Below are 16,105 nucleotides of genomic sequence, written 5' to 3'. Positions count from 1 at the left end.
TTCACACTGCATGTGCAGTCATGGTGCGCCGGCGATCGTGCAGTGACGCCCCGGCGGAATCGGCAGAATGAAATCGCGGCGATGAAAACAGAACGAGGTCGAAACGCGCGGCGTTCGACCTCGTCATCCAGCGCTTGCAGAAAACGTGCGTTGCAAACGCCCTGCGCGATCGATCAATGCTTGCGCAGCGGATGATCCTTCAGAAACCAGGCGAGCGCAAAGGCCAGCACGACGACGCAGGCCGCCGAGAGATACACCGTGTGCAAGGCACCGGCAAACGCTTGCAGATAATCGTCACGCAACGCTTCAGGCAACTGGTGGATGGCCGCCGGTCCGAGCGCGTGCGGCAGTTCGGTGTCGGCCGGAATCAGTTTTTCCAGACGCGCGGCAAGGCCGTTCGAAAACACCGCACCAAAACCGGCCACGCCGATCGAGCCGCCGATTGAACGGAACAGCGTCGCGCCTGACGTGGCGACACCCATGTGCTTGAACTCGACCGTATTCTGCACGGCAAGAATCAGCACCTGCATCACCATGCCGAGACCGAAGCCGAGAATGCCCATGTCGATATACATCACACGAATCGGCGTGCCGATCTGCAGGCGTGCGAGCAGCACCATGGCGACGGCCACGAGAAACGTGCCGGCGATCGGAAAAATGCGGTACTTGCCGATCTTGCTGATGACGCGTCCCGTCACCATCGACATCACGAACAGGCCGCCCATCATCGGCAGCATCTGTATGCCGGCTTCCGTAGGCGTCGAGCCTTTGACCACTTGCAGATACAGCGGCAGGAACGTGACCGAGCCGAACATCGACACGCCGATGATGAAGCCGATCAGACTGCTCAGCAAAAACGTGCGTTGTTTGAAGAGTTCGAGCGGCATGATCGGCTCGACGGCGGAGCGCTCTTCGTGGATGAAGCCCCAGATCGCCACCAGCCCCATCGCCAGCGTGAGCCACAATTGCGGCGACGACCACGGCAGGATCGTGCCGCCCTGGCTCGTGAACAGGATGATGCAGGTGAGCGCGCCGGCGAGAAACGCGGCGCCCATGTAGTCGATGGTGTGCTTCACATGCTGTACGTGCGGTTTGAAGACCGCGCCGATCACAGCCAGCGAGATGATGCCGAGCGGCAGGTTGATGTAGAAAATCCAGCGCCATGACAGGTGCTCGACGAGAAAGCCGCCAAGCAGCGGCCCGACTACCGTGGCGAGACCGAACACGCCGCCGAATACGCCCTGGAAGCGGCCGCGCTCAGCGGGCGGAATCACGTCGGCAATGGCCGCCATCGTCACGACCAGCAGACCGCCGCCGCCGAGTCCTTGCAGCGCCCGCAGCACGATCAACTGGGTCATGTTCTGGGCGACCCCGCACAGCGCGGAGCCGACGAGGAACACGACGATCGCCGTTTGCAGCACGATCTTGCGGCCGAACAGATCGCCGAATTTGCCATACAGCGGCACGACGATGGTCGAGCTGAGCAGGTAGGCGGTGACTACCCACGAAAGATTGTTGAGCCCGCCGAGTTCGCCGACGATGGTCGGCAGCGCCGTCGAGACGATCGTCTGATCGAGCGCGGCGAGTAGCATGACCAGCAGCAGCGCCGGAAACAGCAGACGGATCGGCGGGTGGTCATTGGCCTGCGGGCCGGACTGCGCTTCTGGGTGCACATCGGGCCGCGTCAGCCCGGGAGGTTGGGTCGTTGTCGATGGGTTCATGGCGCCACGGTGTTGAAATTAATTAATTCGGAGATTAATATATGCGACATCGTGTCACTCGTCAAATTGAATGCAATGGCAAGGATTACGTCAGATGACAGGGAAGTGAAACGCTCGCCACGCAGCACGGCTGCCGCCAAGGCGCGAAAGCTTTCGAAGCCGGCGTCGAGCGCCGCGGGCGATTCTGCGAACGCTTCAATTCCCGCACCACCGTCCGCACCCGCGCGGCGCCCAGGCAGGCCCTCGGGCTCGGCGCGCGGCCCCGAGCAGCGCAGCCGTCTGCTGGACGCCGCGCTTGCCCTGTTCGCGCGGCAGGGCATCGTCGACACCACGCTCGGAGAGATTGCCCGCGAGGCGGGTTTCACGCCGGCGATGATGCATTACTACTTCAAGACGCGAGATCAACTGCTCGACGTGCTGATCGATGAGCGTTTTGCGCCGTTGCGCGCGGGGATTGGCGTGCCGTTTCAGGAAAATCCCGACGATCCCGTGGCGGCCATCACGCAACTTGCGCAGCGATTGGTGAAGACGGCGAGCGACAATCCGTGGTTTCCGTCGCTGTGGGTGCGCGAAGTGATCAGCGACGGTGGCTTGCTGCGCCAGCGCATGCACGAACGGTTCGGCGACGCGAGTCAGAAGGCGTCGCTGTTGGCCATCGCGCGCTGGCAAAAGGAAGGGCGCCTGAATGCGGGGCTGGAGCCGTCACTGGTGTTCGTCACGCTGCTGGGTATGACGATTCTGCCGCTGGCCGCCTCGAAGCTGTGGCGTAACGATCCGGCCCGGCGCAACATCGGCAGCGAGGAGATCGCCCAACACGCGGTAGCCTTGCTGGTGCAGGGCGTCGGTCCGGGCAAAGCGGGCTGACACGCTGCCTGACTCATTCAGGATGACGTTTCTGCCGCCACGCCTCGTACGCGGCCTTTGTTTTTTCGTGTGGCGGATAAGTACCGGGCAGGGCGGCGCCCTCACGAATCCGCTCGGTGAGAAACGCTTCGAGTTGCTCCTGTTCGGCGGCAGGCTCGCGCAACCATGCCGATGCAACGGCGAGACTGGCGAAGCCCGCGCGGCACGCAACGTGCTACCCGAGGAGTGGACGTGAACGCCGCGCCGGAGACGTAACAATGCCGGCGTCGCAAGAGAACATGAATCTCAGGACAGACGCTGGGGTGGGCACGGCGATGGACACGGGTTGGCACCGGCCGCCACGGCGAATCGGGTGTCGACCCCAGTCGGCCAGGGCAACGGAGCCGGGGGTCGATTTTTCATCGGCGTGCAATTTTGGCGCGTTACCGTGCGCACGCGTTGCGCCCAGGCCATGTTTTACAATCGCGGGCCTGCATGCAACTCGACGCATGAAATCGAGTCGGAACCATGAACAGCGATACCGCAGCCGCGAAAATCGGCGGCAAACAGCAGGGCGATACGTTGGCCGAGTCTGATGGCCTAACCGGTTTTCTAGAGCAACAGCAGAACATGAACGGAGCATTGAGACTCGATCAGGCCACGATCGTGCTCGTCGAAGACGACCCGGATAGCCGGGAATCACTGGCCTTGTTACTCGAGGCGGAAGGGGCGCATGTCGTCGCAGTGGCGGATGCGGAAGAGGGTGTCGAAGCGGCGCTGCGGCTGTTGCCCGATGCCGTGGTGTGCGACCTCGAATTGCCGGCCATGGACGGCTTTTATCTGATCCAGCGGCTGCGCGATCACGAGATTCGCGGCGACCACGCGCCTTCGGTGGCCGTGGCGCTCACCGGACATACCGACGACGCTTACCGCTTACGCAGCATCGGCGAAGGCTTTCAGCATTTCATGACCAAGCCGGCATTGCCCGAAGACCTCGTGACACTCCTGCACGACGCAATCGACGCCCGCGCGGCGGGCTGATGAAGGGCCTCGCGGCCGATTGATCGGCGTTTTCCTGCGGCCGCGTCTTCGGTGGCCCGCTTTCGTCTGGCGAGAGAATCTGCAATCAGATTGCAAATCTGACTGCGGGCGCCGCTGTTATTTGGCGGCGGCGGCCGGTGCGGCAGCGCCGGCGCTAACCGCTTCCGCTGCCTGACAGGCAGAACACAATCCCTTCAATTCGATTTCATCGCTTGCAAGGCGGTAGCCCGCGTCTTCGATTTGCGCGACGAGCGCCTGGCGCAGCTTCGGCTGATGCAGTTCCGTGACGTTGCCGCATTGCTGGCAAACCACCAGAATGCCGTGCTGGCATTGCGTCAGATCGTGACAGACGGTGAATGCGTTGATCGATTCGATCCGGTGCACGAGGCCTGCCGAGAGCAGAAAGTCCAGCGCCCGGTAAACCGTGGGCGGCGCCGAGCCGGGATGGATCTGGCGCATGTCGTCGAGCAACGAATAAGCTTTGGTGGCGCGCCCGGAATTCAGCAGCAATTCGAGCACTTTGCGGCGGATCGGCGTGAGTTTTTCGCCGCGCTCGCGGCAATACTCTTCCGCGAGGGTCAGTGCGGCTTCCTGCGATTCGCCGTGCCCATTGTGCTCGCGCCCCGGCTCATGATGATGAGCGGCGGCGGCAGAGGTGGCTTTATTGGCGGTCACGGCGGGCTTGGCGGTCTTCATGTGTCGATTATAAAGGCCATCGTGCTTGGCCGTGCCGGTGGGCGACGCATCTGCCGGTTGCGGCTGGGCGCCGCGGCGAGGCACGAGGCCGCCCGACGGCTGCCGGATCGTTTAAGTCAGCGGGAAATCGACGTATTTCTTGAACCCCGGGCGTGTCGCAATCCGCGAATACCAACGCTCCAGATTCGGCAGCGGCGGGCGCTCGACACCTTCCAGCCCGACCCAGCGTTTTGCGTACGCGCCGATCACGATATCGGCGAGCGTGAACTTCTCGCCTTCGAGGAAGAAGCGGCCTTGCAGATGGTTGTCCAGCAGGCGCCACAGCAGCGTGACCGCGTTGAGGTCGGTGGCGAGCTTGTGGTCGTCGCGCTCGGCGGCCGGGGTGCGCACGAGGGCCCAGAACACCGGTTTTTCAGCGGGTTGCAGCGTGGTGAGCGACCAGTCGAGCCAGCGGTCGATGCTCGCGCGCAGTCTCGGCTCGGACGGATACAGAAGGCTCGATTCGGCGTATTGCAGCACCAGATAGCGCAGGATCGAGTTCGATTCCCACAGCACGAAGTCGTCGTCGACCAGCGTCGGAATCTTGCCAGTCGGGTTCATCGTCAGGTAGTCGGGTTCGTTGTTACGGCCGAATTGCAGGCCCGCGTCGATGCGCTCGTATGGCAGCACCAGTTCGTCGCAACACCACAAGACTTTCTGTACGTTGACCGAGTTGGCGCGTCCCCAGATCGTGATCATCCGGTAAATCCTTTCTTTATATTGACAGATGGCAAGCCGCGAACCGCGTGCGGCGTTCAGCCAGTAACGATACACGATGCGCATGGATTTGCGCGCCGCCGGCACGCAATCCGCCGCGTCAAGCGTTGCCGGAAGCACGGACAAAGCACGGACGAAGCGCGTGGCCCACGGAACCCCGAATGCCGCCCGAAGTGGCATGCCGGCAACGTGCGCGCGTTGCGTACAATGGGCGCACCCGAATACGACGAGGCATCGCATGGCCCGCATTGTCCCCGACGACTGGAAGAGCCTCGCCGCCACCGGCGCGGCGGCACGCGAACGCGAAACCCTTGCGTTGCTGGAAGGGGCGCTTTCCGATGGCTACACCGTCTATCACGGCGTGCACTGGACCCGCCTGAACCAGAACTTTTCGGTGTTCGGCGAGGCCGACTTCGTGATCGTCAGCCCGGCCGGGCGCGTGATGATCGTCGAACAGAAAACCGGCTTCCTGCGCGAAACGCCCAAAGGGCTCGTCAAGGTCTATCTTCAGACAGAACGCAATGTGGCGATCGCTCTCGCGCATACCGTCGAAACGCTGCACCGGCGCTTCACCGCGGCGTTCGGCGCGGGCACGTATTTCATCGAGGAACTGCTGTATTGCCCCGACCACATCGTCAAGGATGCGGCGATCGCCGGCGTGAATCCCGCGCGGATCGTCGACGCGACGCGTAAGGACCGGCTTGCCGCGATCATTCGCGAAGCCTTGCCGGCCGACGAACCGCGCCTCGCTTGCGCACCGAAGATCCACCATTTTCTCGCCGACGAACTTTCGCTTACGCCCGACGCCAGCGCGCTGGTCGGCCAGGCCGGCACGCTCGTCACGCGTCTGGCCGGTGGTCTCGCGACCTGGGCGCGACGGCTCGAGTTTGCGCCGTTCCGGCTGCGCGTAATCGGCACGGCCGGTTCCGGCAAGACGCAACTGGCGGTGCAGGTGATGAAGGACGCCGCGGCGCGTGGCCAGCGGCCTTTGTACGTGTGCTTCAACCGCCCGCTGGCGGATCACATTGCGCGGGTCGCGCCGCCCGAGGCAAAGGTGGCGAACTATCACCAGCTATGCGACTGGATTGCACGCGACGCGGGCCGCGAGCCGGATTTCCAGTCCGGCGACGTATTCAATCAGCTTGAAATGACTTTCGCCGACACCCCGGTCGGCGCGCGCTGGCAATTCGACGTGTTGATCGTCGACGAAGGGCAGGACTTCCAGCAGCCGTGGGTGGCGGCACTCGAGCGTCTTTTGAGGCCGGGCGCCGCGTGGTGGTGGCTCGAAGATCCGCTGCAGAATCTGTACATGCGCGAGCCGGTCGAGCTGCCCGGCTGGACCACGCTGAAAGAGACCACCAACTATCGCAGTCCGCGCGACATTCTCGATTATGTGCGCGAGGTGGTGGGCGCCTCGGTGCCGGTCGCGGCCGGTCTGGCGTCGGGCAGCCCGTTCGACGGTTCCGATATTTCGCTCTCCGTCTACGACGAGGCGAATGCCGCTGAAGGCAGCATCGAGGCGACCAAGCGGGCGATCACGCAGGCGTTGTCGCTCGGCTTTCGCAAGCAGGACATTGCCGTGCTGTCGTTTCGCGGCCGCGAGGGCTCGGCGATGACCGCGCAGGATCATCTCGGTCCGCATCGGTTGCGCAGTTTCACGGGTAAGTACGATCTGTTCGGCAACCCGGCGTATCGCGAAGGGGATGTGCTGTTCGAGTCGATCTACCGCTTCAAGGGGCAGGCGGCGCCGTGCGTGATTCTCACGGAAGTCGATTTCGAACGATTCGACGAGCGTATTGCACGCAAGCTGTTCGTCGGCGCCACGCGTGCGACGATGAAGCTGATCATCGTCGCCTCGCAGCGGGCCGCCGCGCATTTGCATCTGCGCGATGGCAAGGAGGTCAAGGAGACCAAAGAGGTCAAAGAGGCGAAAGAAGCCTAGCCGCCGTTCAGGTTGACGTCTGCGCGCTTGGGCGCGAACGTTCAGGTCCGTGCACTCAGCTCGGATGCGGGCTCGCAGGCTCGCGCCGGCCGGCACAAGCGGAGGCGCGTCCGCTTACCTCCACGCGCGCGCGCCCACCAGCATCCCCGTTTGCGTGAGCGCGTCCCACCAGATCACGCGCAGCAACGGCGCCTGCTGGGCAATCAGCAGCGCCTGCACCGGATCGCTCTCGACAAAATGCGTGACGCCGCCGCGCAATGCCGCAGCAGCTTTGTGAGCGGCGGCGCCGGCGGGACTTTCGTCGTGCATGCCGGGCGTGCGCATCGCCAGTTGCATATGACCGAAGCCGTGCCGCGCGAGCCACGCTTCGGTGCGCGCGCGATCCAGTTCCGGCCGGCCGGTGATGATCGTGCGCACGCGCTGCAAATCGATGCCCGGCAGCACCTCGAACGGCAGCAGCGCGTCGCGTTCGGCGAGCGCCGCGGCCAGATCCTCGTCGTAGCGCGCGAGCGGCACGTCGGGTAGCAGAATGCCGTCGAGGTCGATCGCGTAGGTGGCGTATTCATGATCGTCGGCCATGACGGGCGCGGCCCCCGCTTGGGCGGCCCCCGCTTCAACGCGCTTCCAGTCCTCGCGATAACGCTCGGTGTAGGCCTGGCGCTCCCACGGAAACAGCGCGAAGTAGCCGCGGGCGTCGATCGCGTAGTCGGGTTGCATGCGGCTCAGGTCGTCGACCGCGGCGGTCAGTGTCCTGACTTCGAGGCCATGCTGCCGCAGGAACGCGATGCAATCGGTCAGCGTAAAGCCGCGCCCCGCGATGTCCTCGCACAGCAGCACTTTGGAACCCGCTGGCGGGATCGGCAGCGTCGAATCCCAGGCGACCGTGCGCGTCTGGCGGTCGTAACGCAGGAAGGCGACCGGCGTGCCGGCCGCATGCGAAACCATCAGCGCAAGCGGCGCGCCGCCACGCAGAATGCCGATCGCGATCGTAAAACCCTCCGCCAGCAACGCGGGTTGCAGCGATTCGATCCAGTGATCGAGTTGTTCGTACGTCAGGGGCAAAACCGGCTTGTTCATGACTCGTGTGGCGTCGCGATGCGCGCGTGGGGCAAATGTCCCGTGGACGAAGAGCGGTGCGCGGTGCGGCGCAGCAGCGGATCCTCGTTTTTGAGGCAAGGAATTTTGGCGATATTATGCATGCGGTTCGAAGATCGCGCGTCGGGGTGACGCGCGTCGCCGGAGGGGACGTGTCGCAAAGACCGCCGCTGTGGCGAGAAAAGAACGAGCGCGCTGCAGGGTCGCCGGCAAGTTGAGCCGGCGCAGCGTGAAGCCGCTCGCAAAAATAACAAACGATGGAAAAAACAAGCAGATGACCAAGGTAAGTGCAGCGATGGATGGCGGGAAAAGCCGCTTCAGAGGCGCGTGGTGGGGACTGGGTCTGATCCTCGCCTTTGCCGCGTGGAGCATGCAGGCACAGGCACAGCCGCAGGCTGAGTCGTTGCCCTTATCGCTCGACGTGAAGGGCAAAATCGGCAAGACTAACGATGCGGCGCATCAGAAGTATCACTTTACCGAGGCGCAATTGCTCGCGCTGCCGGCTCATTCGATTACGACCGCCACCACCTGGACTCCACGTTCCACCTTCACAGGACCGCTGCTCGCGGATATCCTGAAGACAGTCGGCGCATCCGGCAGCGCAGTCGAGATCCATACGCTCGACGACTACACCTACACCATTCCGGTGTCGGACTGCGATCGCTACGGCGTGGTCGTTGCGTACAGCATGAACGGCCGGCGCCTGAAGATCAGCGACTTCGGGCCGCTGTTTCTTATCTATCCGCGCGACGCGTTTCCCGATGAACTCATGGGCGCGGCGGGCGACTCGAAATTCGTATGGCAGATCAAGGCACTCATCGTCAAATAACGCGCCGCCCATGGCGTCGTGTCCTCTATGTGTTGATCTGGCTGACCGCGCTTGCGGCGCCGGCAGGCGCGATCGGCTATCTGCTGTACGCGAACCTGCTCAATCCGCGCACCACCGAACAGCTGACCGGTCAGTACGACGGCTTCTATTGGGACGCTGCGCAACTGCAGATTGCCTACGCGCGCTTCGAGAACCAGCTGCTGCTGTATCAATCCGGCGTCGACGACGACTATCAACGGCTCATGCTGCGCTACCAGCTGCTGCAATCGAAGCTGCATGTGATGGCCGGTTCGACAAGCCAGCTGGCCACGCAGCTCGCGCTGCTGCAACGGCAACAGGACGAAATCCAGGTGCTCGATCATTTGCTGGGCGAGATCCAGCCTGAGGTCGATGCCTTGTCGAAGGACCGCAGCCGCGCCGATCGGATCGTCGCGGCGTTGCGTCAGCATTGGAATGAGGTCAACGATCTCGCGTTGAGCCGCCGTTTCGCCGACGTGGCCGACCGTGAGGCGATGAACCGCGATTTCATCGATAAGCGCCGCATGCTGTTCGCGGGCGGCCTGTTGCTGCTGTTACTGTCGGCGGCCGCGACCACGCTGCTGGTGCTCAACGGCCGGCGCCGCACGCGTCTGATGCATCAGCAGCACGCGGCGCTCGAAGCGGAGCATCAGGCGAGCCGCGCGGCGCGCGAGGCGAGTCTCGCGAAAGACGCGTTTCTCGGCATGATCAGCCACGAGCTGCGCACGCCGTTGCATGCGATCGTGTCGTCGATTGAATTGCTGGGCTTCAACTATCACTCCGAAGCCGACCGCAAGGTCATCCAGCGCCTCGAAACCGCGGGGCGCCATCTGGAAGCGCAGATGAAAGACCTGACCGACTACGCGCGCCTCGGCGCCGGCAAGCTCGAACTGCGTCACGAGCATTTCGAGCCGCGCGAACTGCTGGCGTCGATCGTCGACGAACATGCGATGTCGGCCGCCGCACGCGGACTCAAGCTGGAAAGCGAGGCGAGCGGCATGAACGGCCTCGTCGATTCCGATCCGCATCGCATCCGCCAGATCGTCAACAACCTGGTCACCAACGCGATCCGTTACACCGAAACCGGCACGGTGCGCGTGCAGCTGAGGCAGCGGCCGACGGTGCTGATCTTTGTCGTCAGCGATACGGGGCCGGGTGTGCCGCACGCGCAGATTCCGCTGATCTTCCAGGAGTTCACGCAGCTGGATGCGTCGCGCACGCGCCGCTTCGAGGGCGCGGGGATGGGGCTCACGATCGTTCAGGGACTGGTCAGGCTGTTCGGCGGCACCGTCGAGGTGGCGAGCACCGTGGGCGAGGGGACGGTCTTTACGGTGACGATCCCGGTTACGCCCGTCGCGGCCGTCGCGCCGCCCGGCGTGGCGGCGTACGCCGAACCGGGCGGCGCGCGCCCGTGCGTGCTGATCGTCGACGACAACCGCCTGATTCGCGAGTCGCTCAGCGAAATGATCGCGCACATGGATTTCGACGCGCACGCCGTCTCCAATGCCGACGATGCGCTCGCGTGGCTCGACGCGCGTCGCTGCGACGTGGTGCTGCTCGATCTGCATATGCCGGATCGCGACGGTTATACGTTCCTTGCGGATTTCGCGGCACGCGGGGGGCCGTCGTCGGGTGTTCCGGTGATCGTGGTGAGCGCGTATGCGCCGGAGGCGGATAGCGTGGATGCTGGTACGGCGGGCGAAGGGGGAGAAGTCGGCTCTCAGCCGTTTTTCGAAGCGTTATTAAAGCCGGTACATTACGAGGAACTGCGTGGCGCGTTGCAGCGAGCTTTGGCTTCGCGGCATACGGTGTGATGTGACGCCTTGAGGAAGCGCAGTTGGAGGAGGGCTCAACCTGAGCACACACCTTCAGCCGCTTGCCGGCGGATACTTCGTTAAGGCCGGTTGAGGCGCTTGGACAGATCCGCGACCAGGATCGCCATGCGCGCGGGCTTTTCATAGCACGCGACGTCGTAGTTGCGGATGATCTCGCTGATCTCCGATTCGCTGGCCTTGCCGGTCAGCAACTCGCCGGTCAGCACGAAAATCGGCGCATCGGGATTCTCCGACGCCCGCACCGCGCGAATCGCCGCCGCCGAGGTCTGCGAGCCGAACAGCCAGTCGATCACGACGCCGTCGAAGATCTGCGTCTGCAGTTGTTCGGCGAATGCCGCGAGGCCGTAGATCGCCACCGCCGTGAAACCGCTGCGCTCGAGATAATCGCGCAGGTTGTCGGCGGAGGCCCGATCGTCGTCGACCACGGCAATGGTCGGCTTGTCGGTTTCAGCGCGGCGCGGATAGATCTCGATCTTGTGGACTTCGTACGCGCTCTGGTAAAGCGTGCCGTCGTGACGCGCAACGCGCCATTGACCGAGCTTCAGGTACGCGACGAATTCAGGGCGGCTGCCCGGTTCGAGCGCGGCGCCGACCCATGCGGTGCAGGCCAGCTCGATTGGACCGGTGCAGAACATCGCCTCCTGGGCGATGGCGCCGACCATGCCCGGATCGAGCGACTGCGCGCCGAATAGCTGAGCGGCAGGTTCGCCGAACACCTCGGCAACCTTCTTGATCTGCGAGAGGGTCCACGGGCTGTTGCCGCGCAGCTTGCGGTGCCCCTGCGAAAAACTCAGATCGAGAATGCGGCATAGCTCAGTGGTTTGCTGGCGTTTTCCGATTCCATGCCGGCTCATCAACTCGCGCACGCGCTCGGCGACGGCGATGGAGTCAGGTGAGTGTGTTTCGTTGGTCATACTGCGTGAGGATCTGCCTTCTTGAAGGGTGGCTGGAGGACATGCGATACGGCACGCGCAGCGCGGCCATGCACATTGGATGCGCATTGACGCGGTTACGCGGGGGACAGCAAATGTACCGTAAAAAGTCTCACGGTCTGTGTTTTGGTGTGACTGTCGCCAAGCCTGTCGGTGCGAGGTGCGAACGGACAAATTGGGCGATCGGTTTATGCTTTTAGCATTGGGAGGCATTTTACCGATTAAATCTTGCGGAATCTGTAAGTAATTCCGATTGATAGTAATTCCGATTGATTTTTCCCTCATTCGCCGTCATGCCGGCGGCATCTTGTCGAGTTTGACCGCCGAGTTTTTCAGACCTTTGAAAATCCGCTCGGCGACCTTGCTCGGAAAGCGCTCGGGCAATTCGGCCGAGACCCGCGCGATGACCTCCGGCGTCTGTTCGATCAGCCGCTGGATCAACGGCTCGGCGTTCGCGCCATATGAGCACCTCGGCGCCATGGTGTTGAAGTGACGCCGCTGCACGTCGCGGAAGGCGTCGTGCTTGCTGCGCGACCACATCGCCATGGCGAGCCTGGCCTTGAACCATGACCACTGGTTCGGGCCGTTGCCTTCCACCGGCCAGATCGACATCACGTCGTAAAGCGGCGTCAGGCGGTACTGGCCACCCGCCAGCAAGCGGATGCTGAAGTTCTTGGCGTGGCCGTCGGGCGCCGCCAGCATCCAGAACAGGACCTGGCTTGCCAGCAGCGTCTCGATGTCCTGTTGCGCCGACACCGATTGCTGGAGAATCCGCGCGAGATCCAGCACGCCCGGACCGCCTTCGTTTTCGTACTTGCGATGCGAGGGCACGCCGTACACCTGGCAGAAGTCTTCCTGCGGCAGGCGCAGCAGCCATTGCCCGCTCGAATGCAGTTGCCGGTCAAAGCGTTCGACGCTCAGCACCCGCTGCTTGCCGAACGTCACGATCTCGGCGTTGGCCACCGGCAGGCCATAGGCGCGCAGAATCCGCAGACACAGCCATTCGTTTTCGACCGAGGTGCTGAGGTCGGCGAGCTTGTTGCCGACCAGCCCGAGCGGCAGCTTGAAAATGTGCGTGGTGGGCGTGGCGCCGTGCGGGCGTTGCCACTTGCCGTCGTGCCACAGCAGGGCGGTTTTCTCCTGCGCGCCGGCGAGCGAGATGCGGAAATCGTCTGCTTCGTCGGATGCGCCGAGGGCGGGGGTGCCGACGGTGCGCGCCAGCATGGTCTCGATCTCACTGTCGGAGAGCGGCGTGCCCTCGATCCGTTCGACGCCGGCCGGCGCGTCGTCGACGGCCAGCAACTGGACCGCGCCCACGCAATCGCGGCCGATGGCTTGCAGCAGGTCGAATGCGTCGAGCGTATCGGTCTGGTAGCGCTGGGCGATGCGCTTTCTGATCGCCTCGCTGTCGGGTAGCAGATTGTCGAAGTAGTTGAGCACCCGTGGCCCTTTATGCGCCTCGTTGCCTGGCGCGAACGGCAGCGAGAGCGAAAGCGGCCGGCCCGTCGGCGAGGCGACCCACGCGGAGTCGTAAGCGAACTCCATGGGGCCGCGGGTGGGCAGGCGCCAGACGCCGACGCGCTCGCCGTTGGCCCACACCGAAAGCGCCCGCGAATGCGTTTGGCGGCCCATGCTTACCACTCGATCAAGGACGCCGGCTCAGGCGCCGGCCGGTTCTTGTCGCGTACCTGCAATTGCAGGCCGTAGGCGCCGCACAACGCCAGCAATTGTGCGAGGGTGAGGGCGGTGGCGTCGGTTTCCAATGCCGAGATGCGACTCTGGCTGACGCCGATACGCGCGGCGGCTTCGGCTTGAGTGAGGCCGGCCTGACGCCGACCGGCAGCCAGCAGTCGGGCCATCTGGTCCGGCGCGGCGACGAGGTGGATCATGGTAAATTATCCGTGAGACGAATAAATGCACTTTATGCGTGATACGGATATTTGTCAATTATTCGTATCACGCATATTCGACAAATATCTGTCTGGCGAATAAATGGCAAATATCTGCGTGGCGAATAAAATCCGTCTGTATGCGTCCCGGCCGGGACGGCCGTGTAGCATGCTGTGAAAATATTCCCTACCGACTGGGCACGACTCATCTCATGAAGCAACCGACGCTACGCCATACCAACGTGCCGTACCACACGCAATGGGGCAGCCCCGAATGGGTGCGTCACGTCGTCGAACAACAGGGCGATCCATGCGACGATCCACACTGGCGGCGCAGCGGTTTTGCCGACCCGGAGCGTTACCGTTTCTGGGCCAGTCGCCTATGCGGTCTGACCTGCCTTGAATCCGTGCTCGACTACTGGCGCATCGAACATGCGCCGCGCGCCGTGCTGCTGGATGAAGCGTTGCGCCACGGCGTGTACCGGCTGCGCGACGACGGCGGTGTCGACGGCTTGATCTACCGGCCGTTCGCGGACTGGCTCGGCGAGGCATTCGGCATTCAGGTCGAGGTGCTGCCAGAGGCGCCGCTCGAAGAGATCGCCGTGCGCATCGACGGCGACACGCTGGCGATCGCCTCCGTGAGTCCCGAGATCCGCTATCCGGAGCAGCCGAATCAGCGCCGGGGCGGGCATCTGATCCTGCTGCACGGGCGCGATGGCGATGGCGTATGGTTTCATAATCCGTCGGGCATTGCGCCTCACCAGGCGGATGTGTATCTGCCGTTCGCAACAATGGCGCGTTTCTACGCAGGGCGTGGCATGACGCTCACCCGCATCGTGCGCTAGACACGGCAGCAGGCAAGTCGTGCGGCGAGTGCGATGATCGGGCCCGTTTTCTGCTGAGGAGCTTTCCATACCGACCTTCGCGATACCGGAGCTCGTCATGAAGCGAACCTATGCCGTGCTTGCCGCCAGCCTTGCCGCGCTCGGCGTCGTCATCGCAGCGAATGCGGCCAGCGGGGACGACCGGGCCAAGGTTTGCCGCAGCGACGCGATCCATTTCTGCGCAGCCCACATTCCGAGCAAGGCAAAAATCACCGCCTGCATGAAGGAGCACCTCGACGAACTCAGTCCGGCGTGCCGCGCGATGTTCGAGGACGACAAGAAAGACGACGCCAACGCCGCTTCGCAATGAACGTGGCGGAGATACGTCGGCGCCTGTCGGCGAATCATGCTAATTCCTGGGCTGCTGCGGGGCTTCCGCACTCCCGCACTCCCGCACTCCCGCACTCCCGCACTCCCGCATTCCCACGTTCCCGCATTCCCGCATTCCCGCATTCCCACGATCCCACGATCCCACGATCCCACGATCCCACGTTCCCACGTTCCGGCCCCACGGCGCACCAGGCGTCGTAGAATCGTTTGTTCCCGATCCCGGGATTCAACGCAGGAAGGCCGCCCGCATGAAACTGAACCGCATGATCAGCACGGTCGAAGTGCACACCGCCGGCGAACCGTTTCGCATCGTCACGAGCGGCTTGCCGAAGGTCCCAGGCAAGACCATCGTCGAGCGGCGCGCGTGGCTCAAGGAGCATGCCGATCACTTGCGCCGCGCGCTGATGCTCGAGCCGCGCGGCCATGCCGACATGTACGGCGGTTATCTGACCGAGCCGGTGAGCGAAGGCGCGGACTTCGGAGTGATCTTCGTGCACAACGAGGGCTATAGCGACCATTGCGGCCACGGCGTGATCGCTCTCGCGACCGCGGCCGTCGCGCTCGGCTGGGTCGAACGCAGCGAACCGGAAACGCGTGTCGGCATCGACGCGCCGTGCGGCTTCATCGAAGCGTTCGTGCAATGGGACGGCGAGCAGGCGGGGCACGTGCGCTTCGTCAACGTGCCGTCGTTCATCTGGCAGCGTGACGTGATCGTGCAAACGCCGACCTTCGGCGAAGTGCGCGGCGATATCGCCTTCGGCGGCGCGTTCTATTTCTACGCGTCGGGCAAGCCTTTCGGTCTGAACGTGCGCGAAGCCGAGGTCGACCGGCTCGTCCAGTTCGGCGACGAGGTCAAGCACGCGGCCAACGCGGCGTTCAAGGTCGAGCACCCGCTGATTCCGGAAATCAACCACATCTACGGCACGATCATCGACAACGCGCCGCGTCACGCCGGCTCCACGCAGGCCAATTGCTGCGTGTTCGCCGACCGGGAAGTGGACCGCTCGCCGACCGGGTCCGGCACCGCGGGCCGCGTCGCGCAACTCTATCTGCGCGGCGAGTTGGGACGCGACGAGACGCTGGTCAACGAATCGGTGATCGGCACGATTTTTCGCGGCCGCGTGTTGTCGGAGACGAAGCTCGACCGGTTCGACGCGGTGATTCCCGAGATCGAAGGCGACGCACATGTGGTTGGTTTTGCAAACTGGATCGTCGACGAACGCGATCCGCTGACATACGGTTTTCTGGTGCGCTGAATCGAACGCATCAATTCGCAAGGACAGGAAAAGCTCGC

At 63.7% G+C, this 16,105-nt stretch carries 15 protein-coding genes; 8 read left to right on the top strand and 7 right to left on the bottom strand.

The window, feature by feature from the left end:
* Positions 1 to 173 precede the first annotated feature (173 nt).
* The gene (locus DSC91_RS08120; RefSeq protein WP_175171983.1) at positions 174 to 1,721 is read right to left on the bottom strand and encodes an MDR family MFS transporter; all 1,548 of its coding nucleotides are present in this window, start codon (positions 1,719 to 1,721) and stop codon (positions 174 to 176) included.
* 75 nt (positions 1,722 to 1,796) lie between these two features.
* Here DSC91_RS08120 and DSC91_RS08115 point away from each other — a divergent pair, with 75 nt between their 5' ends.
* Both DSC91_RS08115 and DSC91_RS08105 read left to right on the top strand, forming a co-directional pair.
* Positions 1,797 to 2,585 (top strand): TetR/AcrR family transcriptional regulator, encoded by a 789-nt coding sequence (locus DSC91_RS08115; RefSeq protein ID WP_115777647.1) that lies wholly within the window; start codon positions 1,797 to 1,799, stop codon positions 2,583 to 2,585.
* Between the two features lie 507 nt (positions 2,586 to 3,092).
* Positions 3,093 to 3,605, top strand: coding sequence for a response regulator (locus tag DSC91_RS08105; protein ID WP_115777646.1), 513 nt, complete (start codon positions 3,093 to 3,095; stop codon positions 3,603 to 3,605).
* 117 nt (positions 3,606 to 3,722) lie between these two features.
* Here DSC91_RS08105 and DSC91_RS08100 read toward each other — a convergent pair whose 3' ends face one another.
* Positions 3,723 to 4,301, bottom strand: a complete 579-nt coding sequence (locus DSC91_RS08100) for a Fur family transcriptional regulator (RefSeq protein WP_115777645.1) — start codon at positions 4,299 to 4,301, stop codon at positions 3,723 to 3,725.
* 111 nt (positions 4,302 to 4,412) lie between these two features.
* The gene (locus tag DSC91_RS08095) at positions 4,413 to 5,039 is read right to left on the bottom strand and encodes a glutathione S-transferase family protein (protein WP_115779748.1); all 627 of its coding nucleotides are present in this window, start codon (positions 5,037 to 5,039) and stop codon (positions 4,413 to 4,415) included.
* 256 nt (positions 5,040 to 5,295) lie between these two features.
* Between DSC91_RS08095 and DSC91_RS08090 the strand changes: the two genes are divergently transcribed.
* Positions 5,296 to 6,999, top strand: coding sequence for an ATP-binding domain-containing protein (locus tag DSC91_RS08090; RefSeq protein ID WP_115777644.1), 1,704 nt, complete (start codon positions 5,296 to 5,298; stop codon positions 6,997 to 6,999).
* 114 nt (positions 7,000 to 7,113) lie between these two features.
* Here DSC91_RS08090 and DSC91_RS08085 read toward each other — a convergent pair whose 3' ends face one another.
* Complete coding sequence (locus DSC91_RS08085) at positions 7,114 to 8,076, bottom strand: phosphoribosyltransferase (protein WP_115777643.1); 963 nt, start codon at positions 8,074 to 8,076, stop codon at positions 7,114 to 7,116.
* 292 nt (positions 8,077 to 8,368) lie between these two features.
* Between DSC91_RS08085 and DSC91_RS08080 the strand changes: the two genes are divergently transcribed.
* Together DSC91_RS08080 and DSC91_RS08075 are read left to right on the top strand one after the other, a co-directional pair.
* Entirely contained in the window at positions 8,369 to 8,923 is a 555-nt protein-coding gene (locus tag DSC91_RS08080; RefSeq protein WP_115777642.1) for a putative pterin-binding protein, read from the top strand.
* On the top strand, positions 8,893 to 10,755 hold the full coding sequence (locus tag DSC91_RS08075; protein ID WP_115777641.1) for an ATP-binding protein: 1,863 nt from the start codon (positions 8,893 to 8,895) through the stop codon (positions 10,753 to 10,755). Before DSC91_RS08080 ends, DSC91_RS08075 begins: the two co-directional genes overlap by 31 nt.
* A gap of 80 nt (positions 10,756 to 10,835) precedes the next feature.
* On the opposite strand, the gene DSC91_RS08070 is transcribed toward DSC91_RS08075, so the two are convergent.
* The 3 genes from DSC91_RS08070 to DSC91_RS08060 all read right to left on the bottom strand — a co-directional run bounded on the left by DSC91_RS08070 (position 10,836) and on the right by DSC91_RS08060 (position 13,597).
* Positions 10,836 to 11,690, bottom strand: a complete 855-nt coding sequence (locus DSC91_RS08070) for a helix-turn-helix domain-containing protein (RefSeq protein WP_115777640.1) — start codon at positions 11,688 to 11,690, stop codon at positions 10,836 to 10,838.
* A 309-nt stretch (positions 11,691 to 11,999) separates the two neighbouring features.
* The gene (locus DSC91_RS08065; RefSeq protein ID WP_115777639.1) at positions 12,000 to 13,340 is read right to left on the bottom strand and encodes a type II toxin-antitoxin system HipA family toxin; all 1,341 of its coding nucleotides are present in this window, start codon (positions 13,338 to 13,340) and stop codon (positions 12,000 to 12,002) included.
* A 2-nt stretch (positions 13,341 to 13,342) separates the two neighbouring features.
* Positions 13,343 to 13,597 carry a helix-turn-helix transcriptional regulator gene (locus tag DSC91_RS08060; protein ID WP_115777638.1) on the bottom strand — a complete coding sequence of 85 codons (255 nt, stop codon included), beginning with the start codon at positions 13,595 to 13,597 and terminating at the stop codon, positions 13,343 to 13,345.
* 212 nt (positions 13,598 to 13,809) lie between these two features.
* Here DSC91_RS08060 and DSC91_RS08055 point away from each other — a divergent pair, with 212 nt between their 5' ends.
* From DSC91_RS08055 to lhpH, 3 genes are all read left to right on the top strand, one after another.
* Entirely contained in the window at positions 13,810 to 14,442 is a 633-nt protein-coding gene (locus DSC91_RS08055; RefSeq protein ID WP_115777637.1) for a C39 family peptidase, read from the top strand.
* A 97-nt stretch (positions 14,443 to 14,539) separates the two neighbouring features.
* Positions 14,540 to 14,791, top strand: coding sequence for a hypothetical protein (locus tag DSC91_RS08050; RefSeq protein ID WP_115777636.1), 252 nt, complete (start codon positions 14,540 to 14,542; stop codon positions 14,789 to 14,791).
* A gap of 268 nt (positions 14,792 to 15,059) precedes the next feature.
* The gene (gene lhpH / locus DSC91_RS08040; RefSeq protein WP_115777634.1) at positions 15,060 to 16,067 is read left to right on the top strand and encodes a trans-3-hydroxy-L-proline dehydratase; all 1,008 of its coding nucleotides are present in this window, start codon (positions 15,060 to 15,062) and stop codon (positions 16,065 to 16,067) included.
* The last annotated feature ends 38 nt before the right edge of the window (positions 16,068 to 16,105 follow it).

This window comes from Paraburkholderia caffeinilytica (assembly GCF_003368325.1).
Taxonomy (GTDB): domain Bacteria; phylum Pseudomonadota; class Gammaproteobacteria; order Burkholderiales; family Burkholderiaceae; genus Paraburkholderia; species Paraburkholderia caffeinilytica.
Note: the sequence above shows the minus strand (reverse complement) of the source record. Positions and strands in the feature narration are given on the sequence as shown.